This is a genomic window from Mycobacterium sp. NGS33, assembly GCF_059812885.1.
In genome coordinates, this window is the sequence record NZ_JCALDN010000008.1 from 103,939 (window position 1) to 127,731 (window position 23,793).

Annotated in this window: 21 protein-coding genes and 2 tRNA genes; 7 read left to right on the top strand and 16 right to left on the bottom strand. The window is 67.7% G+C overall.

Going from position 1 to position 23,793, the window contains the following annotated elements:
• The first annotated feature begins 248 nt into the window (after positions 1 to 248).
• On the top strand, positions 249 to 1,172 hold the full coding sequence (gene mmuM, locus AC5Y5B_RS15465; protein WP_500005785.1) for a homocysteine S-methyltransferase: 924 nt from the start codon (positions 249 to 251) through the stop codon (positions 1,170 to 1,172).
• Positions 1,173 to 1,200: 28 nt separating this feature from the next.
• Here mmuM and clpP2 read toward each other — a convergent pair whose 3' ends face one another.
• The 4 genes from clpP2 to AC5Y5B_RS15485 form a co-directional block, all read right to left on the bottom strand.
• On the bottom strand, positions 1,201 to 1,836 hold the full coding sequence (gene clpP2, locus AC5Y5B_RS15470) for an ATP-dependent CLP protease proteolytic subunit ClpP2 (protein WP_066860217.1): 636 nt from the start codon (positions 1,834 to 1,836) through the stop codon (positions 1,201 to 1,203).
• Positions 1,833 to 2,423, bottom strand: a complete 591-nt coding sequence (locus AC5Y5B_RS15475) for an ATP-dependent Clp protease proteolytic subunit (protein WP_112630816.1) — start codon at positions 2,421 to 2,423, stop codon at positions 1,833 to 1,835. The genes clpP2 and AC5Y5B_RS15475 overlap by 4 nt, the downstream gene beginning before the upstream one ends.
• A 114-nt stretch (positions 2,424 to 2,537) precedes the next feature.
• Complete coding sequence (gene tig / locus AC5Y5B_RS15480; protein ID WP_500005787.1) at positions 2,538 to 3,977, bottom strand: trigger factor; 1,440 nt, start codon at positions 3,975 to 3,977, stop codon at positions 2,538 to 2,540.
• A 77-nt stretch (positions 3,978 to 4,054) separates the two neighbouring features.
• Positions 4,055 to 4,131 (bottom strand) — tRNA-Pro (locus AC5Y5B_RS15485).
• 149 nt (positions 4,132 to 4,280) lie between these two features.
• On the opposite strand from AC5Y5B_RS15485, the gene AC5Y5B_RS15490 reads away from it, so the two are divergent.
• Positions 4,281 to 4,351, top strand: a tRNA-Gly gene (locus AC5Y5B_RS15490).
• 32 nt (positions 4,352 to 4,383) lie between these two features.
• On the top strand, positions 4,384 to 5,574 hold the full coding sequence (locus tag AC5Y5B_RS15495) for a serine hydrolase domain-containing protein (RefSeq protein WP_112630820.1): 1,191 nt from the start codon (positions 4,384 to 4,386) through the stop codon (positions 5,572 to 5,574).
• Positions 5,575 to 5,633: 59 nt separating this feature from the next.
• On the opposite strand, the gene AC5Y5B_RS15500 is transcribed toward AC5Y5B_RS15495, so the two are convergent.
• The 4 genes from AC5Y5B_RS15500 to AC5Y5B_RS15515 all read right to left on the bottom strand — a co-directional run bounded on the left by AC5Y5B_RS15500 (position 5,634) and on the right by AC5Y5B_RS15515 (position 8,048).
• Complete coding sequence (locus AC5Y5B_RS15500) at positions 5,634 to 5,927, bottom strand: Mtp family mycobacterial-type pilin (RefSeq protein WP_112630822.1); 294 nt, start codon at positions 5,925 to 5,927, stop codon at positions 5,634 to 5,636.
• A gap of 121 nt (positions 5,928 to 6,048) precedes the next feature.
• A complete protein-coding gene (locus AC5Y5B_RS15505; protein ID WP_500005790.1) occupies positions 6,049 to 6,855 on the bottom strand; it encodes an Fpg/Nei family DNA glycosylase in 807 nt (268 codons plus the stop codon).
• Between the two features lie 18 nt (positions 6,856 to 6,873).
• The gene (locus tag AC5Y5B_RS15510) at positions 6,874 to 7,353 is read right to left on the bottom strand and encodes a ribose-5-phosphate isomerase (protein WP_500005792.1); all 480 of its coding nucleotides are present in this window, start codon (positions 7,351 to 7,353) and stop codon (positions 6,874 to 6,876) included.
• A 71-nt stretch (positions 7,354 to 7,424) separates the two neighbouring features.
• Positions 7,425 to 8,048, bottom strand: a complete 624-nt coding sequence (locus AC5Y5B_RS15515) for a mycothiol-dependent nitroreductase Rv2466c family protein (RefSeq protein WP_112630826.1) — start codon at positions 8,046 to 8,048, stop codon at positions 7,425 to 7,427.
• Positions 8,049 to 8,139: 91 nt separating this feature from the next.
• On the opposite strand from AC5Y5B_RS15515, the gene pepN reads away from it, so the two are divergent.
• Complete coding sequence (gene pepN / locus AC5Y5B_RS15520) at positions 8,140 to 10,767, top strand: aminopeptidase N (protein WP_500005794.1); 2,628 nt, start codon at positions 8,140 to 8,142, stop codon at positions 10,765 to 10,767.
• Positions 10,768 to 10,769: 2 nt separating this feature from the next.
• On the opposite strand, the gene AC5Y5B_RS15525 is transcribed toward pepN, so the two are convergent.
• The 3 genes from AC5Y5B_RS15525 to AC5Y5B_RS15535 form a co-directional block, all read right to left on the bottom strand.
• Positions 10,770 to 11,237 carry a DUF5130 domain-containing protein gene (locus tag AC5Y5B_RS15525; RefSeq protein WP_500005797.1) on the bottom strand — a complete coding sequence of 156 codons (468 nt, stop codon included), beginning with the start codon at positions 11,235 to 11,237 and terminating at the stop codon, positions 10,770 to 10,772.
• Positions 11,224 to 11,460: an aa3-type cytochrome oxidase subunit CtaJ gene (gene ctaJ, locus AC5Y5B_RS15530; RefSeq protein WP_112630832.1), complete on the bottom strand. Its 237-nt coding sequence runs from the start codon at positions 11,458 to 11,460 to the stop codon at positions 11,224 to 11,226. The genes AC5Y5B_RS15525 and ctaJ overlap by 14 nt, the downstream gene beginning before the upstream one ends.
• Positions 11,461 to 11,527: 67 nt before the next feature.
• Positions 11,528 to 12,175 carry an HNH endonuclease gene (locus AC5Y5B_RS15535; RefSeq protein WP_112630834.1) on the bottom strand — a complete coding sequence of 216 codons (648 nt, stop codon included), beginning with the start codon at positions 12,173 to 12,175 and terminating at the stop codon, positions 11,528 to 11,530.
• Between the two features lie 144 nt (positions 12,176 to 12,319).
• Here AC5Y5B_RS15535 and AC5Y5B_RS15540 point away from each other — a divergent pair, with 144 nt between their 5' ends.
• From AC5Y5B_RS15540 to AC5Y5B_RS15550, 3 genes are all read left to right on the top strand, one after another.
• The gene (locus AC5Y5B_RS15540) at positions 12,320 to 12,709 is read left to right on the top strand and encodes a globin (RefSeq protein WP_112630836.1); all 390 of its coding nucleotides are present in this window, start codon (positions 12,320 to 12,322) and stop codon (positions 12,707 to 12,709) included.
• A 39-nt stretch (positions 12,710 to 12,748) separates the two neighbouring features.
• A complete protein-coding gene (locus AC5Y5B_RS15545; protein WP_500005800.1) occupies positions 12,749 to 14,314 on the top strand; it encodes a glycoside hydrolase family 13 protein in 1,566 nt (521 codons plus the stop codon).
• A gap of 75 nt (positions 14,315 to 14,389) precedes the next feature.
• Complete coding sequence (locus tag AC5Y5B_RS15550; RefSeq protein WP_500005877.1) at positions 14,390 to 15,406, top strand: pyridine nucleotide-disulfide oxidoreductase; 1,017 nt, start codon at positions 14,390 to 14,392, stop codon at positions 15,404 to 15,406.
• Positions 15,407 to 15,483: 77 nt separating this feature from the next.
• Here AC5Y5B_RS15550 and AC5Y5B_RS15555 read toward each other — a convergent pair whose 3' ends face one another.
• The 5 genes from AC5Y5B_RS15555 to AC5Y5B_RS15575 form a co-directional block, all read right to left on the bottom strand.
• Positions 15,484 to 16,155, bottom strand: coding sequence for a DUF8185 domain-containing protein (locus AC5Y5B_RS15555; RefSeq protein WP_112630839.1), 672 nt, complete (start codon positions 16,153 to 16,155; stop codon positions 15,484 to 15,486).
• On the bottom strand, positions 16,143 to 16,556 hold the full coding sequence (locus tag AC5Y5B_RS15560) for an acyl-CoA thioesterase (RefSeq protein ID WP_112630841.1): 414 nt from the start codon (positions 16,554 to 16,556) through the stop codon (positions 16,143 to 16,145). Before AC5Y5B_RS15560 ends, AC5Y5B_RS15555 begins: the two co-directional genes overlap by 13 nt.
• Positions 16,553 to 21,403, bottom strand: coding sequence for an NAD-glutamate dehydrogenase (locus AC5Y5B_RS15565; protein ID WP_500005804.1), 4,851 nt, complete (start codon positions 21,401 to 21,403; stop codon positions 16,553 to 16,555). The genes AC5Y5B_RS15560 and AC5Y5B_RS15565 overlap by 4 nt, the downstream gene beginning before the upstream one ends.
• Before the next feature lie 78 nt (positions 21,404 to 21,481).
• The gene (gene ettA / locus AC5Y5B_RS15570; RefSeq protein ID WP_112630845.1) at positions 21,482 to 23,158 is read right to left on the bottom strand and encodes an energy-dependent translational throttle protein EttA; all 1,677 of its coding nucleotides are present in this window, start codon (positions 23,156 to 23,158) and stop codon (positions 21,482 to 21,484) included.
• Between the two features lie 79 nt (positions 23,159 to 23,237).
• On the bottom strand, positions 23,238 to 23,717 hold the full coding sequence (locus tag AC5Y5B_RS15575) for a single-stranded DNA-binding protein (RefSeq protein ID WP_112630846.1): 480 nt from the start codon (positions 23,715 to 23,717) through the stop codon (positions 23,238 to 23,240).
• Positions 23,718 to 23,793: the final 76 nt, after the last annotated feature.

Here is a 23,793-nt window from a genome sequence, read left to right on the forward strand (position 1 = left end):
CATAAGCGCCGAATCGCGCCGATGGTATTTGCGGGAGTTCATGCCTCTTCCGTATGGATGAAACATATAGCCACACGGTGCCCCTCACTCGCGAAAGGCGCGCTTTGCGTGTCTTTGGCGTGTCGCGGCCGTGATGCGACCGAGGCTGAACTGCCCCCCGATCCCGCTACCGGTGGAGGTGCCAACCCGACGCCGACGATCGCGCGAGGTCTGGGCGGACCCCCGAGAAATCACCCTACAGTGGCGAGGTGGGTGTGGCTGGGGGCTTCGACTGGCCCGGCGGATCCGTGCTGCTCGACGGCGGGTTGGCCACCGAGCTCGAAGCGCGCGGCCATGACCTATCCGATTCCCTGTGGTCGGCCAGGCTGCTCGCGGACGCTCCTCAGGACATCGTCGACGTGCACGCCGCCTACTTTCGCGCCGGAGCGACGATCGCGACGACGGCCAGCTACCAGGCCTCGTTCGAGGGCTTTGCGGCCCGCGGGTTCGATCGCCGGGAGACCGCCGGGTTGTTGCGCCGCAGCGTCGCGCTTGCCCGGGCGGCGCGGGACGACGCCGGGGTCGACGGCCTGCTCGTCGCCGCGTCGATCGGGCCGTACGGCGCGGCGCTGGCCGACGGCTCCGAATACCGCGGCCGCTACGGCCTGTCGGTTGCGGCGTTGGCGCGCTGGCATCGGCCCCGCCTGGAGCTCCTGGCCGCCGCCGGCGCCGACGTGCTCGCGTGCGAAACAGTGCCCGACGTCGACGAGGCGCAGGCGCTGGTGGATTCGGTGCGCGCGGTCGGCGTGCCGGCGTGGCTGAGCTACACCATCGACGGGGACCACACCCGCGCCGGGCAGCCGCTGGCCGAGGCGTTCTCGGTGGCCGCCGGCGTGGACGAGATCGTCGCGATCGGCGTGAACTGCTGCGCGCCCGACGACGTGTTGCCCGCGATTGCGCGCGCCGCGGCCACAGGCAAACCCGTCATCGTCTACCCGAACAGCGGTGAACGCTGGGATGCCTTGCGGCGCAAATGGATCGGACCGTCGCGGTTCGACGCGAGCCTGGCCGCGCAATGGATCGCGGCAGGTGCCCGCATCGTCGGCGGATGCTGCCGGGTCGGACCCGGCGATATCGCGGCGATTCGCCGAACGTGCAGTCAGGGCGGAAAATCGGACGAAAACTCGCCGTGAGTGCACGTTCGGCGACGGACCGAAAACGTCAGGCGGTCTGCGCCGAGAGCTTCCGGTACTCGAGCACGGTGTCGATGATCCCGTAATCCTTGGCCTCTTCGGCGGTCAGGATCTTGTCCCGGTCGGTGTCCTTGCGGACCGTCGCGGCGTCCTTGCCGGTGTGGCGGGCCAGGGTGGTCTCCATCAGCGTGCGCATCCGCTCGATCTCGGCGGCCTGGATCTCCAGGTCGGAGAACTGCCCCTGGATCACACCCTGCAGCGAAGGCTGGTGGATGAGCACCCGGGCGTTGGGCAGCGCCATCCGCTTGCCCGGCGTCCCGGCGGCCAGCAGCACCGCCGCGGCCGAGGCGGCCTGGCCCAGGCACACCGTCTGGATGTCGGCGCGCACGTACTGCATGGTGTCGTAAATCGCCATCAGCGAGGTGAATCCGCCACCGGGCGAGTTGATGTACATGGTGATGTCACGGTCGGGGTCCAGCGACTCGAGCACCAGCAGCTGGGCCATGATGTCGTTCGCCGACGCGTCGTCGACCTGGACGCCGAGGAAGATGATGCGTTCCTCGAACAGCTTGTTGTAGGGATTGGATTCCTTGATCCCGAAGCTGGAGTGCTCGATGAACGACGGCAGGATGTAGCGCGCCTGGGGCTGGGTTTCGGGGTTCACTGGGCTTCTCCATTGGTGATGTGGGCGGCGCGGGTGATGATGTGGTCGACGAAGCCGTATTCGAGGGCTTCCTGCGCGGTGAACCAACGGTCGCGATCGGAATCCGCCTCGATGCGCTCGATCGACTGGCCGGTGAACTCGGCGTTGAGCCGGAACATCTCCTTCTTGATGACGTGGAACTGCTCGGCCTGGATGGCGATGTCGGCCGCGCTACCGGTCACGCCACCCAGCGGCTGGTGCATCAGGATGCGGGCATGCGGCAACGCGAACCGCTTGCCCTTGGTGCCGGCGGCCAACAGGAACTCCCCCATCGAGGCGGCCATGCCCATCGCGTAGGTGGCGATGTCACACGGCGCCAGCACCATGGTGTCGTAGATCGCCATCCCGGCGCTGATCGATCCGCCCGGGGAGTTGATGTAGAGGCTGATGTCTTTGTCGCTGTCCTCGGCGGCGAGCAGCAGAATCTGCGCGCACAGCCGGTTGGCGACTTCGTCGTTCACCTCTGAACCCAGGAAGATGATGCGCTCGGAGAGCAAGCGCTCATAGACCGAATCTGTGAGGTTGAGACCCACCGAATTCGAACGCATGTCAGTCACGACTGGGTTACCTGCTTTCTTCAGACCTGTATTCACGACACTAACCAACCAAGGCCGCCGTTTCGCGGCACGCACCCCGCGTTCGCTCAGAGCGTCACGGCGCGGTCACTCCCCGGCGTCGGCCTCGTCGGACTCGCCGGCCTCCGAAGTTGAATTGTCGGCCTCCTCAGCCTCGCCCGCCGGCTCGGCATCGTCGGCCTCCGAAGTTGAATCGTCGGCCTCCGAATGCTTGCCGAAGAATTCACTGGTGTCGATGGCGTTTCCGGAGGTATCCGTGACGGTCGCCGCCCGGATCACCTCCGCGATGGCCAGCGCCCGGCGCACATCGGCGAACATCGCCGGCAGCTGGTTGTTCTCCTGGAGGTAGGCCAACAGCTGCTGGGGCTCGATGCCGTATTGCCGCGACGTCGCCACCAGCCGCTCGGTCAGGTCGTCCTGGCCGACCTGGACGTCTAGCTCGTCGGCCAGGGCGTCCAGCAGCAGCTGCCGTTTCACGTCCGTCTCGGCGGCGGTGCGCGTCTCGGTCTCGAACTCTTCGCGCGACTTGCCTTGCTGGGCCAGCACCTCCTCGAGCTTGGATTCGTCGTGGTTGAGGCTGTGCAAGGCGTTGTGCAGGGCGCTGTCCACCTGCGCCTTGACGATCGCTTCGGGCAGCGGCACCTCGACCTGCTCGAGCAGCGCGTCGAGCGCGGCCTCCCGAATGTTTTCGGCCTGCTGGGCGCGCTTGGTCCGGCCGACCTGGTCGCGCAGGTTGGCCTTCAGCTCCTCGATGGTGTCGAACTCGCTGGCCAGTTGGGCGAACTCGTCGTCGGCCTCGGGCAGCTCCCGTTCCTTGATCGACTTGACCGTGACGGTGACCTGCGCGTCCTTGCCCGCGTGCTCGCCGGTCGCCAGCTGCGCGGTGAACTCCTTGGATTCGTCGACGGACAGCCCGACCAGGGCCTCGTCGAGGCCCGCGATCAGCCGGCCCGAACCGACCTCGTGGGACAGGCCCTGCGCGGCGGCCCCCGGGACCTCTTCCCCGTCGATGGTGGCCGACAGGTCGATCGAGACGAAGTCGCCGTCGGCGATGGGGCGGTCCACCCCGGTCAGCGTCCCGAATCGGGCACGCAGAGACTGCAGTTCGGCGTCGACGTCGTCGTCGCTGACCTCGATCGGGTCCACCGAGACCTTGAGCTCACCGGGGTCCGGCAGGGTCAGCTTGGGGCGCACGTCGACCTCGGCGGTGAACGCCAGCTCCTCGCCGTACTCCTTTTTGGTGACCTCGATCTCGGGCTGGCCCAGCGGGTGCACCTCCGACTCGGCGACGGCCTGCCCGTATCGCGCCGGCAGCGCCTCGCTGACGACCTGATCCAGCATGGCCTCGCGACCGAACCGGGCCTCCAGCAACTTCGCCGGCGCTTTGCCCGGCCGGAATCCGGGCAGCCGCACCTGGCGGGCCAGCTCCTTGTACGCGCGCTGGAAGTCGGGTTCGAGTTCTGAGAAGGGGACCTCCACGTTGATGCGCACCCGGGTGGGGCTCAACTGCTCGACGGTGCTCTTCACGGGTGTGCTCCTCAGTGCTCGTTCTTGGTTCGTTCTCGGTGTCGGTGGGCCGTGCGAAAGCACGGGGCCAGTCGTGCTGGTCGGGGTGACAGGATTTGAACCTGCGGCCTTCCGCTCCCAAAGCGGATGCGCTACCAAGCTGCGCTACACCCCGCGCTGACCTCGATGATCCTAAGGCCCCTGAAACACTGGGTTGGTCACGGGCTTCGCAGCGACGTCGCAGACCTTACGGAGCGATCACAAAACCGAGTCGATTAGATTTGATCTTCGTCGCCAGCTACAGTCACGCTCGACTGAACACATGCGGGCGTAGCTCAATGGTAGAGCCCTAGTCTTCCAAACTAGCTACGCGGGTTCGATTCCCGTCGCCCGCTCGGGCTAACTATCTGCTCGATAGAGAGGCGCCATGAGCGACCTGAAGACCGACGTGTCGATTCATGGCTCATGCGCGTCGGACTTCGTCGGGGTTCGCGACGCATTCGAGCGCAATTTCACCCTGGGCGATGAAGTCGGCGCCGCCGTCGCGGTGTGGGTCGACGGGTCGCTGGTCGTCAATCTGTGGGGTGGCTGGGCCGACGCGGCCCGTACCCGGCCGTGGCAGCAGAACACCCTGACCACGGTGTTGTCCGGCACGAAGGGCCTGTCGGCCACCTGCGTGCACCAGCTCGCCGACCGCGGCGAGCTGGACCTGCAGGCTCCCGTCGCCCACTACTGGCCCGAGTTCGCCCAGGCGGGCAAACAGGACATCACGCTGGCGATGGTGATGAGCCACCGATCCGGGGTGATCGGCCCCCGCACCCGCATGCGGTGGGAGCAGGTCGCCGACTGGGACTACGTCTGCGAACAGCTGGCCGCCGCCGAGCCGTGGTGGGAGCCGGGCACCGCGCAGGGCTACCACATGACCACCTTCGGTTTCATCACCGGCGAGGTGTTCCGGCGGGTGACGGGCCGGACCATCGGCCAGTACCTGCGCACCGAGATCGCCGAACCGTTCGGCGCCGACGTGCACATCGGGCTGCCGCTGAGCGAGCAACACCGGTGCGCCGAGCGGGTCAACAAGCCGCATGCCCGCGACCTGCTGGCCGACGCGAACGCCCCCGGCTATCCCACCAGCCTCGCGGAGCATCCCAAGGCGGGGCTGTCGATCTCGATGGGGTTCGCCCCCGACGACGAACTCGGCTCGCACGACCTGAACCTGTGGCGCGAGCTCGAGTTCCCGGGCACCAATGGTCAGGTCTCGGCGCTGGGACTGGCGACGTTCTACAACGCGCTCGCCCAGGAAAAGGTGCTCAGCCGCGAGCACATGGATTTGGTGCGGGTCTGCCAGGGCGGCCTAGAGACCGATCTGGTGCTGGGGCCGCGGGTGGCCGACCACGGCTGGGGTTTGGGCTACATGCTCAATCAGCGCTGCGTCAACGGGCCGAATCCGCGCATCTTCGGCCACGGCGGGCTGGGCGGCTCGTTCGGGTTCGTCGACCTAGAGCACCGCATCGGCTACGCCTATGTGGCCAACCACTTCGACCCGACCAAGGCCAACGCCGATCCGCGCAGCCTGGTGCTGTCCAACGAGGTCTACTCCGTGCTGGGAGTCATCTGACAACACAAATGCGCCCCGCCGGTATCGGCAGGGCGCATTTGGTTGCGTGACCTATCGGATCAGGGGTGCCAGCCGGGAGGCGGCGGCCCGCCCGGGCCCCACGGGCCACCCGGGTGCGGCGGCGGTCCCTCGGGACCCCAGCCCGGGCCGCCGGCCGGACCGGGCGGATTCCAGCCGCCGGGTCCGCCCCGCCAGTCGTGGCAGTTGTTCCAGTCCCAGTTGTTGCCCCAGCCCGGGTCCCACCACTCACCCGGACACCATTGCGGGAAGGGGCCTGGGTGGGCCTGCGCCTCGGTTGCGACGCCCAAGCCCGCCAAACCCAGCCCACCGATCGCGAGAGCCGTTGCGGCCAAACGTGGAAGAGTTTTCACGTGGTCGCTGGTACCCGTTTTGGTGCTTTGGCTAAACAATTGGCGCCGGCGGTTCGAGCCGAGAGTTCCTACCCACCGCGCCGACCCCGGTCGGCCCGCTAGCTCATTGCTGGCATGCCGGGCACCAGAAGACGTTTCGGCCCTCGAGCACCGTCGTGCGGATCGGATCGCCGGACACGCGGCAGGGCTCGCCGGCCCGCCGGTAAACGTAGGTCCGGGGTCGATCGGGTCGGTACGACGGCGCACCGTGGTCGTGTTCGGGCCGCACTACGATGATCTTGCCGCGGCGCAGGCCGACCTTCATCAGGGCGACCAGATCGATCCAGGCCGCGTCGAACTCGTCCTCTCCGACGTCGCGGCCGGGCCGGAACGGGTCGATCCGGTGGCGGAAGAGCAACTCGCTGCGATAGACATTGCCCACCCCGGCCATCACGGTCTGGTCCATCAACAGTGCCCCAATAGGCCTGCGCGACTTGGCGATTCGCTTCCACGCCCACGATGGGTCGGCGTCGCTGCGCAACGGATCGGGGCCGAGCCTGGCCAGGACGTCGCTGACCTGGCCCTCGTCGATGACTTCGCACACCGTCGGCCCGCGCAGGTCGGTGCCGTGGCCCGCGCCGATCATGCGCATCCGCACCTGCCCGACCGCTTCGGGAAACGGTTCGTCGCCGGGCCGTTCCCATTCGGTGAAGGCGCCGTACAGCCCGAGATGCACGTGGACGATCGGCCCGCCGGCGTAGTGATGAAACAGGTGCTTGCCCCATGCGCTGGTGCGCTGCAACACCCGGCCGTCGACCACGGCGGCCGAATCAGCGAAGCGACCCTGCGGGCTCGACACCGCGACGGGGGCGCCGGCGTAGCGGCGTTGGTGCAGCCGGGCCAACCGGTGCAGGGTATGCCCCTCGGGCACGCGCAGACCTTTCCGGCGTCAGCTCGCCGCGCCGGGCACCGGCGGGGCCTGGTGGGTGCGTTCGTATTCGGCGAGTATGTCGATACGCCGTTGGTGGCGTTCGGCTTTCGACCAGGGCGTGGTCAAGAAGGCGTCGACGATGGCCAGCGCCTCGGCCACGGTGTGCATGCGGCCGCCGATGCCGATCAGTTGCGCGTTGTTGTGTTCGCGGGCCAGCGCCGCCGTTTCGACGCTCCAGGCCAGCGCGCAGCGCGCGCCGGGCACCTTGTTCGCCGCGATCTGCTCGCCGTTGCCCGAGCCGCCCAGCACGATGCCCAGGCTGTCCGGGTCGTCCACCGTCCGCGCCGCGGCCGCGATGCAAAACGCCGGGTAGTCGTCTTCGGCGTCGTAGGTGAAGGCGCCGCAATCGATCGGCTCGTGCCCGGATTTGGTGAGGTGATCGATGATCTGCTGCTTGAGCTCGAATCCGGCGTGGTCAGAGCCGAGGTAGACGCGCATGCCCGCAATCCTTACACAGCCACCCGCGGCCCTGACGTCGGCGATGGCAAGCCGAGCAGCCCCCTACCGGTCTAGTCGAATTCGGGCTTCTCGTTGCGGCTGCGCTTGAGCTCGAAGAAGTGCGGGTAGGACGCGAAGGCCACCGAGGCGTCCCACAGCTTGCCCGCTTCCTCGCCACGCGGGATCTTGGAGAGCACCGGCCCGAAGAACGCCACATTGTTGACGTGGATGGTCGGCGTGCCGACGTCGTCGCCCACCGCGTCCATGCCGGCGTGGTGGCTCTTGCGCAGCGCCTCGTCGTAGGCGTCGCTGTTCGCGGCGTCCGCCAACTCCGACGGCAAGCCCACCTCGTCCAACGACTGCTTGATGACGTCGTCCAGGTCTTTGTTGCCCTTGTTGTGAATCTGGGTGCCCATCGCGGTGTACAGCGGCGCGAGCACCTCGGAGCCGTGGGCCTGCTCGGCGGCGATCGCCACCCGCACCGGGCCGAAGGCCTTCGACAACCGTTCGCGGTACTCGTCGGGCAGGCCCTCGCGGTTTTCGTTGAGCACCGCCAGGCTCATCACGTGAAAGTTGACCTCGATGTCGCGGACCTTCTCCACCTCGAGGATCCAGCGCGAGGTGATCCACGCCCACGGACACAGCGGATCGAACCAGAAATCGGCTTTGTTCTTCGCGGCGGCGGTGTCAGGCATGGCTGATCCTCTCGTTGGTTGAAAGTCCGATGTGCACAACCGTAGGCCTGCGCATCCTGTTCCCGGAGTGCCCGACCCGTAAGTTGGACACGTGGCACTTCCCAATCTCACCCGCGAACAAGCCATCGAGCGCGCGTCGCTGATCACCGTCGCCAGCTATCAGATCGACCTCGATCTCACCGACGGCTCCGGTCCCGGTGGCCCTCCCGGGGAACGGACCTTCCGCTCGATCACCACCGTGGTGTTCGACGCGCTCGCCGGCGCCGACTCGGTCATCGACATCGCCGCCGACACCATCCGCGGCGCCACCCTCAACGGGCGCGACGTGGACGTCTCCGGGTACGACGAGTCGACCGGCATCCCGCTGCGCGGGCTGGCCGACCGCAACGTCGTCGTGGTCGACGCGGAATGCCGCTACTCCAACACCGGCGAGGGTTTGCACCGGTTCGTCGACCCGGTCGACAACGAGACCTACCTGTACTCGCAGTTCGAAACCGCCGACGCCAAGCGGATGTTCGCGTGCTTCGACCAGCCCGATATGAAGGCGACCTTCGACGTGCGGGTGGCCGCGCCTACCCATTGGAAGGTGATCTCCAACGGCGCGCCGGTGTCGGTGAACGACGGCCTGCACACCTTCGCCACCACGCCGCGGATGAGCACCTATCTGGTCGCGTTGATCGCCGGCCCGTACGCCGAGTGGAACGACTCCTACACCGACGAGCACGGCGAGATCCCGCTGGGCATCTACTGCCGCTCGTCGCTGGCGCAATACATGGACGCCGAGCGGCTGTTCACCCAGACCAAGCAGGGATTCGGCTTCTACCACCGCAACTTCGGCATGCCCTATGCATTCGGAAAATACGATCAGCTGTTCGTTCCCGAATTCAACGCCGGCGCAATGGAAAACGCGGGCGCGGTGACCTTTTTGGAGGACTACGTCTTCCGCAGCAAGGTCACCCGGGCTTCCTATGAGCGCCGCGCCGAGACCGTGCTGCACGAGATGGCGCACATGTGGTTCGGGGACCTGGTCACCATGGCGTGGTGGGACGACCTGTGGCTGAACGAGTCGTTCGCGACGTTCGCCTCGGTGCTGTGCCAAAGCGAGGCAACCGAATTCACCGAGGCCTGGACGACGTTCGCCACGGTCGAGAAGTCGTGGGCCTATCGCCAGGACCAGCTGCCCTCGACGCATCCGATCGCCGCCGACATCCCCGACCTGGAAGCGGTCGAGGTGAATTTCGACGGCATCACCTACGCCAAAGGCGCTTCGGTGCTCAAACAGCTGGTCGCCTACGTCGGGTTGGAGCACTTCCTGGCCGGGCTGCGGGATTACTTCCGCGCCCACGCCTTCGGCAACGCCACGTTCGACGATCTGGTCGCCGCGCTGGAGAAGGCGTCGGGACGTGACCTGTCGGACTGGGGTCAGCAGTGGCTGAAAACGACCGGGCTGAACACGCTTCGGCCGGAGTTCGACGTCGACGGCCCGGGCGCTGGGGGCAGGTTCACCCGGTTCGCGGTGACCCAGAGCGGCGCCGCCCCGGGTGCCGGCGAGACCCGGGTGCACCGGCTGGCGGTCGGGATCTACGACTCCGAGAATTCAGACGGAACCGGAAAGCTGGTGCGGGTGCACCGCGAGGAACTCGATGTCGAAGGCCCGGTCACCGAAGTCCCTGCGCTGGTTGGCGTTTCGCGGGGTCAGCTGGTCCTGGTCAACGACGACGACCTGACGTATTGCTCGTTGCGGCTCGACGCCGAGTCGCTGCGCACCGCGCTGGACCGCATCGCCGACATCGCCGAGCCGCTGCCGCGCTCGCTGGTCTGGTCGGCCGCCTGGGAGATGACGCGCGAGGCGGAACTGCGGGCCCGCGACTTCGTGGCCCTGATCACCGGCGGCGTGCACGCCGAATCCGAGGTCGGGGTGGCGCAGCGGCTGTTGCTGCAGGCGCAGACGGCGCTGACCTCCTACGCCGAGCAGGGCTGGGCGCGCGAGCAGGGCTGGCCGCAGTTCGCCGACCGGCTGCTGGAGTTGGCGCGGGCCGCGCAACCCGGCTCGGATCACCAGCTCGCCTTCGTCAACACGCTGTGCTCGTCGGTGCTGTCGGCCGGCCACGTCGCGACGCTGGCCGAGCTGCTGGACCGCGACCCCGCCGAGTTGGGCCTCGCCGGCCTCGACATCGACACGGATTTGCGGTGGCGGATCGTCACGGCGCTGGCCACCGCCGGCGCGATCGACGCCGACGGGCCCGCGACGCCGGTCATCGACGCCGAGATCGAACGCGACCCGACCGCCGCCGGCAAGCGGCACGGCGCCCAGGCCGCGACGGCACGACCTCAGCCGCGGGTCAAGGAGGAAGCCTGGACGAAGGTGGTCGAGGACGACACCCTGGCCAACATCACCGCACGTTCGATCATCGCGGGCATCGCCCCCGCGGGCCAGGCCGAGTTGCTCAAGCCGTTCACCGCGCGCTATTTCGAGGCGATCTCCGGCGTCTGGGCGCGCCGGTCCAGCGAAGTGGCCCAGACGGTGGTGATCGGCCTGTACCCGCACTGGGACATCAGCGACGACGGCATCGCCGCCGCGGACAGGTTCCTGTCGAATCCCGAGATGCCGGCGGCGCTGCGCCGGTTGGTGCTCGAGGGTCAGGCCGGGGTGAAGCGTTCGTTGCGGGCGCGCCGGTTCGACGCCGGCGAGGGCTCAGCCCCCACCGACGAAGGCTGAGGCTAGGCCGGCGAAATGCCGGCGCTGAGCACCCGGATCGCGCTGACCAGGCCGTCGACCAGGTCGCCGCGCTCGAACGCCGAGGACGCGGCCGCCACTCCCAGCGGGGCGGCCGACTCGGCACCACGGCCACGAACCTGCGTGCCGTAAACCACCTCGATGACCCTCTGGTCGGGCGAGACGGCCAGCAGCACCGCATTGTCCGGCGTCGGCACGTTGGCCAGGATCTCGCGGGCCCGCGCGGCGGTGTCGCTGCCCAGGTCGCCCAGATAGATCGCGAACCGCGTCTTGGATGCCCGCGAGCCGAATTTCAGCGCGTCATCCACGGCGACGAGATCTTTGGTCGAGAACGGGAACTGCACCGACAGCTCGCCGGGCTCGGTGACGCCGGAGATCCGTCCGCTGGTGGTGATGACCCAGCCGGGGGCCAGTTCGGCGGGTTCTCGCGTCGCTACCTCACCACGTGCCACTGGCGCCACCTCCAACTGAGAATTCCGACGTGCCGTGCCCACCATGTCCGCCGTGCGCGTGGCCGACGTCCTCGCCGGTGGCAGCCCACAGGATCGGCGGATGCGTCCACTTCTCACCCAGCTTGTAGGACGCCGGGTGCGGACCCTTGCGGGACCAGATCAGCACCGACAGCACGACCACTAGCAACAGCGGTATTCCGACGATGAACAGGTGGAGATGCATCTGACTCACGAGGCAAACCGTATCCCACGAAGCGATCTACCGGCGCGACCGGACACCGGATTGGCGGTCAGGCCGCGCCTTCGCCGAGATAGCGGGCCCAGGCCGGATCCAGTTCCTTGACCGTCGACAGCAGCCGCCAGTGCTGGCCCGTCGGCGGCAGCGGCGGCCGGCGCAGCGCCCAGCCGAGCTCGCTGAGCAGCTTGTCGCCCTTGCGGTGGTTGCACGTCGAGCAGCACGCGACGCAGTTCTCCCAAGAGTGGTCGCCGCCGCGGCTGCGCGGCAGCACATGGTCGACGGTGTCCGCCTTCGCCCCGCAATACGCGCAGCAGAACCTGTCGCGGTGCATCAGCGCGGCGCGGGTCATCGGGACGCGCGCCCGGTAGGGCACGCGGACGTAGGACCGCAGCTGGATCACCGAGGGCACCACGATGGAGCTGGTCGCCGAGTGGATGACCGGGCCGGCCGGGTCGTGGTGCACCACGTCGGCCTTGCCGCAGATCACCATGACGATCGCGCGGCGCATCGGCAGCGCGGTCAGCGGCTCGTAGGTGGAATTCAGCAGCAGGACCCGCCGGCGGCACCAGATCGACGCGCTCTCCGAGCGGGCGGGTGGATGGATTTCAACGCTGTGCAGCGACGACGCGGTTGTGGGTCCGGTTAACCCCGCCGCGGCTACCGGACTGCGGTGGCTGCGGCGTCTCTTGCCCTGCGCCATAGATCCTCCGCGAACAGTCCACCATGATTCGCCGCCAATCGCACCCCTATGGCAGGTGAAACGCCGTGTCCAACCGGTGAACAGCAGGCATGGGGTCGGGCCGCCTGGGCTGCGGACCGCCGCGATGCACCACAATGGACGGCGATGGATCAGGTGAGTTTCTACGACGCGGTCGGCGGTGCCGAGACGTTCCACGCGATCGTGTCGCGGTTTTACGCCCAGGTTCCCGAGGACGAGATCCTGCGCGAGCTGTATCCGCTGGACGACCTCGAGGGCGCCGAAGAACGGTTACGGATGTTCCTCGAGCAGTACTGGGGCGGCCCGCGCACCTACTCCGACCGGCGCGGGCATCCCCGGCTGCGGATGCGTCACGTGCCGTTCCGGATCACTCCCCTGGCGCGTGACGCGTGGCTGCGCTGCATGCACACCGCGGTCGCGTCCATCGATTCGCAGACGCTCGACGACGAACACCGCCGCGAGCTGCTCGACTATCTGGAAATGGCCGCCCACTCGCTCGTCAACGCGCCCTTGTGACGGCGAACCTTGTCGGCCCACGAAACGAAGCGGGGTGGAATGGAATCCAGGCCGTGGTGGTCAAGCGCGGTGTTCTACCAGGTGTACCCGAGGTCCTTCGCCGACAGTGACGGCGACGGCGTCGGCGATCTGGACGGGGTGACGGCCCACCTGGACCACCTGGAGCGACTGGGGGTGGACGCGATCTGGCTCAATCCGGTCACCGTGTCCCCGATGGCCGACCACGGCTATGACGTCGCCGACCCGCGCGACATCGACCCGCTGTTCGGCGGGATGGCCGCCATCGAACGGTTGATCGCCGCGGCGCACGAGCGGGGCATGAAGATCACCATGGACGTGGTGCCCAACCACACCAGTTCGGCCCATCCGTGGTTTGCCGCGGCGCTGGCCGCCGGGCCCGGCACCGAGGCGCGCGAGCGCTACTTCTTTCGCGACGGGCGCGGCGAGACCGGCGAGCTGCCGCCGAACAACTGGGCCTCGGTGTTCGGCGGATCGGCGTGGACGCGCGTGGTCGAACCCGACGGCAATCCCGGCCAGTGGTACCTGCATCTGTTCGACACCGAGCAGCCCGACCTGAACTGGGAGCACCCGGACGTCTTCGACGACTTCGAGAAGACGCTGCGGTTCTGGCTGGAACGCGGGGTGGATGGCTTCCGCATCGACGTGGCGCACGGCATGGCCAAGCCGGCCGGACTGCCCGACTCCCCCGAGGTCGAGTCCAAGGTGCTCAGCCACACCGACGACGACCCGCGCTTCAACCACCCGAGCGTGCATGACATCCACCGCGACATCCGCAGGGTGGTCAACGACTATCCCGGGGCGGTGACCGTCGGCGAGGTCTGGGTCACAGACAACGTCCGCTGGGCCGAGTATCTGCGTCCCGACGAACTGCACCTCGGGTTCAATTTCCGGCTGACGAAGATCGACTTCGACGCCGCCGAGATCCGCGACGCGATCCAGAACTCGCTGGCCGCCACCGCCCTGCAGGACGCGGTCCCCACCTGGACGCTGTCCAACCACGACGTCGGCCGAGAGGTCACCCGCTACGGCGACGGCGAGGTCGGGCTGCGGCGCGCCCGCGCGATGGCGCTGGTGATGCTCGCGCTGCCGGGTGCGGTGTTCATCTACAACGGCGAGGAGCTGGGGCTGCCCGATGTCGAGCTGCCCGACGAGGTGTTGCAGGACCCGACGTGGGAGCGCTCCGGACACACCGAGCGGGGCCGGGACAGGTGCCGGGTGCCGATCCCCTGGTCGGGTCAGGAGCCGCCGTTCGGGTTTTCGTTCTCGTCTAAGACGTGGTTGCCGATGCCGAAGGAATGGGCGGCGCTGACCGTCGAGAGGCAGAGCGGCGATCCCGACTCCACCCTGTCGTTTTTCCGCCGGGCGATCGAATTGCGGAAGCGCCGGGTGGAATTCGACGGCGGCGGGGTCGAATGGCTGGATGCGCCCGGCGACGCGGTGATCTTCCGGCGACCCGGTGGGCTGATCTGCGTGCTCAACAGCGGCGAATCGCCGGTGCCGCTGCCGGCGGGCGAGCTGATCCTGGCGAGCGCACCGCTACTGGTGGGCAAACTCCCCGCGGATTCCGCGGCCTGGCTGGCGTAGCCGCCGCGCGAGCCACGGTGAGCATTTCGCGGCCGACTGCTCTATATGTGGTGGATGGCCTCCTACGAGTGGACAGTGATCGGCGCCGGGCCGGCGGGCATCGCCGCGGTGGGAAGGCTGCTGGATCACGGGGTCGAGGCTGAACGGATCGCGTGGGTCGATCCGGCCTTCGCGGGCGGGGACATCGGCCAGAAGTGGCGGTCGGTCTCGAGCAACACCCACGTCGCGCTCTTTCTCGAATACTTCAACGGTTCCAAGGCGTTTCGGTTCTCCGAAGCGCCACCCATGCCGCTCAAGGAGGTCGATCCCCAAGAGACCTGCGCGCTCGGTCTGGTCGCCGAACCGTTGGTGTGGGTCACCGAGCATCTGCGCGAACAGGTCGACGACTTCGCGACGACCGCTACCGCGTTGTCGTTGCAGGACCGCCAGTGGCGGGTCCAGACACAACACCGGGAGATCTTCTCCAGGAATGTGATCCTGGCCGTGGGCGCGGATCCCAAAAAGCTTTGCCACGCCGACCTCGAGGAGATCGAGGTCGAGGTCGCCCTGGACCCCGCGAAGCTCGCCCAGGAGTCACTCGAGAGCGCGACGGTCGCCGTGTTCGGTTCGTCGCACACGGCGATGATCGTGCTGCCGAACCTGCTGCGCCATCCCGTCAAGCGGATCATCAATTTCTATCGAAGCCCACTGAAATACGCTGTCTATCTGGATGATTGGATCCTGTTCGACGACACCGGCTTGAAGGGCCGGGCGGCCGCCTGGGCGCGGGAGAACATCGACGGGGTGCTTCCGGACCGCCTGGAGAGGTGCTGGGTGTCGGGCCCGGAGTTCGCCGACAAGCTGGCGCAGTGCGACCGCGTCGTCTACACCGTCGGCTTCGAGCGCAGGAAGTTGCCCGAGACCCCGCAGTGGGGGCAGCTCGACTACAACCGCACCAACGGCATCCTGGCCCCCGGCCTGTTCGGGGTGGGTATCGCGTTCCCCCAGTACGCCGAAGACCCGTACGGCTACGGGCAGTTTCGGGTGGGCCTGAAGAAATTCATGGACCATCTCGACGCCGTCCTGCCGCTGTGGCTGCTCTACGGGCCCTGATCTTCGCCAGCGGTCCCGGCCCGCGATCGCTTTAAACTCAGCCTGATCCGTTCGGGAAACGTCCACCGCCGGCCGCGTCAGCCCAGCAGCCGCGCCGGATCGCCCCGGCGTCGATACACCGAACCGAACCGGGCGTCGAGCCGCAACCACGTCGGCAGTATCCGGACCCGGATCAATTCGTCGGCGGCGACGGCATCGGGCGACTGCGGCAGAAACCCCATCGCGGTCAGCGCGAACACGCAGCGCATCGGCAGCCCGACCTGAACATCGGCCGAGCTCACCTGGATGACCTCCTGGTCGAGCAGTGATACCGGCGGACCGTGAGAACTGCTGTGCTCCTTGGCAAGCTGCGCGCCGCGTTGCGCGAGGTCGAGGATCACCCGGGCCGGGATGTCCTCGAGGTGAGTGAAGCCAGATTCCGGCGGCAACGCACCCCGCCACGCCGAATCCATCGCGAAGCCGGGATCGACGTACCCCGAGGCGTCCATCGCGGACAGGCCGCGGGCCAGCGCGTCGGCGCCCACCGACAGGTCGCCGGGCCGCACCTCGCCGACCACCACCCTGCTCGCCAGCACGTCGAAACCCGTTGCTACCCAGGCCGTCAACAGCCCTGGGGAGCGAGTCCGGAATCGGATGATCGCGGCGTCGTCGAGCCGCAACGCGCGATCGACGAACGCGGCCAGATCCGCGCGGTGTGCGGCCCTGGCGTCGGCGCCCAGCCACAGTCCGCGGTCGGCTACCTGATCCACCGTTGCAGATACTCCCGATGTTGTGGCGAGAGGCGCACCAGCCGCTCCTCCTCGATGTGCACGGCGGCCAGTTGCGACTCGGCGATGACGGCGGGTTTGGACTCCGGGTCCGCCGAGACCGAGCGCACCTCATAGCCCAGCGTGAAGTCGACCGCCCGCAGCCGCTTGGTCCACATCGTCACCTGCAGCGGTGAATCCACCAGCCGCAACTGGCCTTTGTAGGTCACCTTGACCTCGGCGATGAGCAAACCGATGGTCAAGATGTCGACCTCGAACGCCTCGCGCAGGAACTGGACGCGCGCCTCCTCAAGGATCGTGACCATCGTGGCGTGGTTGATGTGCTGATACATGTCGATGTCCGACCAGCGCACTAGCACGGGCGCGACGAAGCCGACGCTCAACTTGACGATCCTCTTCCACTGGTGCGGGTCATGCGACGGATTTGTCGCGCGGCGACCGACAGCGTCGCCAGATCCTTTTCTCCGCTTTCCTGGATCTCGATGAGTGTGCGGCGGGCCCGCTCCACCCTGGACGCGCTCAGGTGTTCCCACTCGGCGATCTTCTCTTCACCGCTTTCGTCCGGCTCCCCCACGGCCAGGACATCGAAGCACAGCGACCGTAGCGAGGCATAGATGTCGTCACGAATCGCCAACCGGGCCAACGAGTGCCAGCGGTCCCGCCGGGGCAGTTCGGATACCGCGGTCAACAGCCCGTCGGTGCCGAGCCGGTCCATGAGCGCGAAATAGGTGTCCGCGACCTCGGCGGCGTCGATGTCGTTGATGTCCCCGATGTCGATGATGTCGAGCAGGCTGAAGCGGTAGAGGCCGGCGGCCACCAGGTAGGCCAGGTCTTCCGGTGCCCCCTGGGAGGTGAATTCGGCGGCTTCGGATTCCACGATCGCCTTGTCGTCGCCGCGCAGCCACTCCGACATGCGCGGCGTGAGCGCCTGGACCTTGGCGGCGAACCGGTTGATCTCCGCCCCGACCGCCAACGGCTGCGGACGGTAGTTGAGCAGCCAGCGCGCGGCGCGGTCGATCAGCCGCCGGGTGTCCAGCGTGAGCCGATCCGACAGTGCGACCGGCAGATTCGCCGTGCGGATGCGCCGCCAGATCTCTCCGATGCCGAAGATGGCGTCGGTGGCGACGTAGGTGCGCACCGCGTCGACCGACCCGACGCCGACGTCTTCGGCGATCCGGAACGCGTAGCTGATCCCGGCGGCGTCCACCAGGTCGTTGATCAGCATGGTGGTGACGATCTCGCGACGCAGCTGATGCGTGCGGATTTCCGGAGTGAACCGTTCCCGCAACGGCTTTGGGAAGTACAGGGGCAGCCGGGATGCGAATACGTCCTGTTCGGTCAGCTCGGTTTGCAGCATCTCCTCCTTGAGCCCCAGCTTCACGTGCGCCATCAAGGTACACAGCTCCGGTGAGGTGAGCCCGAGGCCGGCCTCGGCGCGGCGATCGATCTCCTTCTCCGTGGGCAGCGCCTCCAGGTCGCGGTGGATGCCGCGCTCGTCCACCAGGTACTGGATCAGCCTTGCGTGCACCGGAAGCAGGCTGGCCGCGTTGGCGCGGCTGGTGCCGATCAGGTCGTTCTGCTCCTCGTTGTCGGCGAGCACCAGCTGCGCGACCTCGTCGGTCATCGATTCCAGCAGCGGCTTGCGCTCCTCCGGCGTGACCTTGCCCGCGGTCACCAGGGCATCGATCAGGATCTTGATGTTGACCTCGTGGTCCGAGCAGTCCACCCCGGCCGAGTTGTCCATGGCATCGGTATTGATCCGGCCACCCGCCAGATCGAACTCCACCCGACCCAACGCCGTCACCCCGAGGTTGCCACCTTCGCCGATCACCTTGGCGCGCACCTGGTTTCCGTTGACCCGTACCGGATCGTTGGCCCGGTCGCCGACGTCGGCGTCGGACTCGGATTCGGCCTTGATGTAGGTGCCGATGCCGCCGTTGAACAGCAGGTCGACCGGCGCCTGCAGGATCGCCTTGATCAGATTGGGTGGCGTCATTTCGGTGACGCCATCCGCCGAGCCGTCGATGCCCAGCGCCTCGCGAACCTGCGGACTGACCGGAATCGCCTTGTGCTCACGGCTGTACACCCCGCCGCCGGCACTGATCAACGACGTGTCGTAGTCCTCCCAGCTGGAGCGCGGCAGGTCGAACATGCGTCGGCGTTCCTCCCAGGACGCCGGCGCATCGGGATCGGGGTCCAAAAAGATGTGCCGGTGGTCGAATGCGGCCAGCAGCCTGATGTGCTTGCTCAGCAGCATGCCGTTGCCGAAGACGTCGCCGCTCATGTCGCCGATTCCGACCACGGTGAAATCCTCGGCCTGCGTGTCGATGTCCATCTCCCGGAAGTGCCGTTTGACGGCCTCCCACGCGCCCTTGGCGGTGATGCCCATGGCCTTGTGGTCGTAACCGACCGACCCGCCGGACGCGAACGCGTCACCCAGCCAGAACCCGTAGGACTTCGCGACATCGTTGGCGATGTCGGAGAAGGTGGCGGTGCCCTTGTCGGCCGCGACCACCAGGTACGCGTCGTCGCCGTCGCGCCGGATGACTTCCGGTGGCGGACTGACCTTTCCGGTCGCATGGTCGACGTTGTCGGTGACGTCGAGCAGGCCGGAGATGAACAGCTGATAGCAGGCGACGCCCTCGGCCCGGCTGGCGTCGCGGTCGGCGGCGGCGTCGCCGGTGGGCAGCGGCGGCCGCTTGAGGACGAATCCTCCCTTGGCGCCGACGGGCACGATGACGGCGTTCTTGACCGCCTGCGCTTTGACCAGGCCCAGGATTTCGGTGCGGAAGTCGTCTCGACGGTCCGACCAGCGCAGGCCGCCACGGGCCACCGGGCCGAACCGCAGGTGCACGCCCTCGACCCGGGGTGAGTAGACGAAGATCTCGTATTTCGGGCGCGGCAGCGGCAGCTCGTCGACCAACTGGGCGTCCAGCTTGATTGCCAGCACATTGCGCGCCCGGGCCGAACCCTCGCGTGTCACAAAGTAATTCGTCCGCAACGTGGCCTGCACCAGCGACGCGAAGGCACGCAGGATGCGGTCGGTGTCCAGGCTCACCAGCGCGTCGATGTCGGCCGCGACCGCGGCGGCGGCCGCCTGCGCATCGCGGCCCGACGATGCGTCGGGGCTGGGGTCGAACAGCGCCTCGAAGAGCGCGACCAGCGATCGCGCGGTCGAGGGATGCTCGTTGAGCACCGACTCGATGTAGGACTGACTGTAGGGAAAGTTGGCCTGCCGCAGGTACTTTGCGTAGGCCCGCAACAGCACGACCTGCTGCCAGCGAAGGCCAGCGCGCATCACCAGCTCGTTGAACCGGTCGATCTCGAGGCGGCCCTGCCAGATCGCGGTGACCGCGTCGGCGAACCGCTCGGCCATCTCGTCGCGCTCGGCTTGCGTCGAGGCCAACCGGACGGTCGGGTGCGGCGAGATCTTGAACTGGTAGATCCACACCGGCAGCCCGTCGGACCGCTCGACCGTGAACGGGCGCTCCTCGAGCACCACCACGCCCATGCTCTGCAGCATCGGCAACAGCTGGCTCAGCGAGGCGGTGCGTCCGCCCAGGAACCAGGTCAGCTGGGCGGACCCGTCCTCGTTCTCGGTGAACACCAGCTTGACCGAGTTGTCTTGCAGCGCATTGATGATCGCGATGTGATCGATGGCGTCGGCCGGGGTGACGGCCTGCTTGTAGACCTCGGAGAAGGCGGCCGCGTAGTACTCGGCGTCGGCATGCCCCACCGAACCTTCCGCAGCGGCGGTGATGAGCCGGTCGGCCCACGTCCGCGCCGCTTCGCTGAGCAGCGCCTGAATGCGGATCCGATTGCCCTCGGAGACGTCGACCGGCGCGGCGTCGGGGCCTTCGGACGGCAACCGGACCATGAAATGCATAAGGGCCCACGGTGATTCGCTGACCCGGGCGGTGAATTCCAGCCGGGTGCCGCCGAATTCGTGCACCAGGATGTCCTCGATCTGCAGGCGCACCGCCGTGGTGTAGCGGTCACGCGGCAGATACACCAGGCAGGAAACGAAGTACTGCAGGCGGTCGGCGCGCAGGAACAGCAACGCGTTTCGTTGCGGGCCCAGGTCCACCACCGCCTTGGCCATCGCCAGCAGCCGTTCGGCGCTGAGCGTGAACAGCTCCGAGCGGGGAACGGTCTGGATGACGTCGAGCAGCAGCTGACCCGGGTGGATCGGGTCGCTGTCGGCCATTGCCAGCGCCTCGCGGACCCGGCGGGAGATCGTCGGGATCTCCAGGACGTCGGCGTTCATGGCGGCCACCGTGAACAGCCCGACGAAGCGATGCTCGATCACGGCGCCGTCGACGTATTCGCGGACCGCGATGGCATACGGGTAGGCGCCGTAGCGCAGGTAGCTGCCCACCACGGATTGCGCCAGGACCAGCAGCCTGTTTTCATCGGTCAGCCGGGGGCGCGAGCCGGTGCGGGTCCGCAGGACGCCGAGCCCGGGTGACCCGTCGCCGGAGACCTGGCCGTCGTGCACGTGGCAGCGCTGATAGCCGAGCAGGAGGAAGTTGCCGTTGCCCAGCCAGCGCAGCAGCGCCGCCACGTCGTCGCGGTCGGGGGCCGCGAAGTGCTCGTCGCTGTTGGCCTCGACCCGGCCGGCCAGGTCGTCCAGCGCCGCGATCAGGGTCGCGGCGTCGCTGGCGACCTGTTGGACGTCGGCGAGGACCTTCGGCAGCAGCCGTTCGACCTCGGTGAGCCCCTTGCTGTCCACCGACGGCAGCAGCTGCACGTGGATCCACGCCTCGCCCTCGTATTGGGATGCGCCTTCGGCTTTCGCCTGCACGCGCAGCAGGTCGCCCTCGGGGCTGCGCCGCACGTCGAACACCGGCGTCATGATTGCCGTGTACGGGACGCCGAGCCGGTGCAGCAGCACCGTGACCGAATCCATCAGCATGCCGCCGTGGTCGGTGACCACTTGCAGCGCGGGCCCGAACCCGGCGGGGTCTTCGGCCGGATACACCGCGACGCGGCTTTCGCCGGCGGGCCGGTGCAGGCCGAGGCGATAGTGGGCGCCCAGCATGGCCGGCGTCACGATCGCCGCGGGCACGGTCAGGTCGATGGGACCGGTTTCCGCGCCGCCGGAGTCGTCGCTATGCGGACCGCGATAGCTCTCTACGTAGGCCCTCGAGATCCACTCGGGAATGTCTCGCTGCTGGGTGAAGGTCGTCCACGGCTCGAGATCCTGTCTGGCTCCGGGATCGATCGTCATGCCGATAGCTCCCAACTGGCGACGGTGGTCAGCGCGCCCTGTCGTCCCGCGGTGTGCCGGGGCGGGGCAGAGCTGACACTAGTCGCGCGTCAGCTTGCGGTGGGTCACTCTGTGCGGCCGTGCCGCATCGGCGCCGAGCCGTTCGATCTTGTTCTCCTCGTATGCACCGAAGTTGCCCTCGAACCAGAACCACTTGGCCTCGTTGTCCTCGTCGCCCTCCCAGGCCAGGATGTGCGTGCAGGTGCGGTCCAGGAACCACCGGTCGTGCGAAATCACCACCGCGCAGCCGGGGAATTGCTCGAGGGCGTTCTCCAGAGAACTCAGGGTCTCGACGTCGAGGTCGTTGGTGGGCTCGTCGAGCAGGATCAGGTTGCCGCCCTGCTTGAGCGTCAGCGCGAGGTTGAGCCGGTTGCGCTCGCCGCCGGAGAGCACGCCGGCCGGCTTCTGCTGGTCCGGTCCCTTGAATCCGAACGCCGACACATAGGCCCGCGACGGCACCTCGGTCTGGCCGACCACGATGTGGTCCAGCCCGTCGGAGACCACTTCCCACACGTTCTTCTTGGGATCGATCCCGGCCCGGGTCTGGTCGACGTAGCTGAGCTTGACGGTCTCGCCGACCTTGACCGTGCCGCTGTCCGGCTGCTCGAGGCCGACGATGGTCTTGAACAGCGTGGTCTTACCGACCCCGTTGGGACCGATGACGCCGACGATGCCGTTGCGCGGCAGGGTGAACGACAGGTCCTTGATGAGGGTGCGGCCGTCGTAGCCCTTGTCGAGATGCTCGACCTCGACCACCACATTGCCCAGCCGCGGACCGACCGGGATCTGGATCTCCTCGAAGTCGAGCTTGCGGGTCTTTTCCGCCTCGGCGGCCATCTCCTCGTAGCGCTGCAGCCGGGCCTTGCTCTTGGCCTGACGCGCCTTGGCCCCGGAGCGCACCCACGCCAGCTCCTCGGTTAACCGCTTCTGCAGTTTGGCGTCCTTGCGGCCCTGGACGGCGATCCGCTCGGCCTTCTTCTCCAGGTACGTCGAGTAGTTGCCCTCGTACGGGTAGGCGCGGCCGCGGTCGAGTTCCAGGATCCATTCGGCGACGTTGTCCAGGAAGTACCGGTCGTGGGTGACCGCCAGGATCGCACCCGCGTAGGACGCGAGGTGCTGCTCGAGCCACTGCACGCTCTCGGCGTCGAGGTGGTTGGTCGGTTCGTCGAGGAGCAGCAGGTCGGGCTTGGACAGCAGCAGCTTGCACAGCGCGACGCGGCGGCGCTCGCCACCGGACAGGTTGGTCACCGGCTCGTCCGGCGGCGGGCAGCGCAGCGCGTCCATGGCCTGCTCCAGCTGTGAATCGAGGTCCCACGCGTCGGCGTGGTCGAGCTCCTCCTGCAGCCGGCCCATCTCCTCCATCAGCTCATCGGAGTAGTCGGTGGCCATCAACTCGGCGACCTCGTTGAAGCGGTCGAGCTTCACCTTGATCTCGCCCAGGCCTTCTTCGACGTTGCCGCGGACGGTCTTTTCCTCGTTCAGCGGCGGCTCCTGCAGCAGGATGCCGACGGTCGCGTCGTTGGCCAGGAAGGCATCACCGTTGTTCGGCTTGTCCAGGCCCGCCATGATCCGCAAGACGCTCGACTTGCCGGCGCCGTTGGGTCCGACGACACCGATCTTGGCGCCTGGATAGAAGCTCAGTGTGACGTCGTCCAGGATCACCTTGTCGCCGTGCGCCTTGCGGACCTTTTTCATCGTGTAGATGAACTCAGCCATGCCGCGGTTGTGCCTTTCTGGTTTGCGAAGTGATCTCGCGGACCATCCTAGGCATCGCCCGGCGGCGGCAGCGCCGCCGCTAAGCGGTCAGCGGCAGCGGCCCGGTGTCGGCGGGCTCGGCGTCACCGGCGGCGGCGTCCTCACCAGCGGCGTCGGACGCATCCGCCGGCGATGCGGTGGCCTCGGCGGCAGCCGGACCGGTGTAGCCCGGGCGCTCGATGCGCACAATCGCGCGGGACACATCGGGCCCGACCGCGGTGGCGCGCATCTCCAGCGACGACCGGCGGTTGCCGTCGCGGTCCTCGTATTCGCTGGTGTACACGTGGCCCACCACGATCACCGGAGCGCCCTTGCCCAACGCGGCACCCACGCCGGTGACCAACTTGCCCCAGCAGTTGACGTTGATGAACAGCGAATTGCCGGGCTCCCAGCCGCCGTCGGCCGTGCGGCGCCGGGAATTGCTGGCGACGCGGAACTTGATGACTTCCTGGGTGCCGACCTGTCGACGTTCGGGGTTGTTGACGATGTGACCGACGACGGTGAGCGAAGTTTCGAACATGGGCTGATCCCTTCTCGATTGCATTGGGTATGGCTGCCAGTAGGCCCGGCGCCACCGACGAATGCCGCGGGGAACG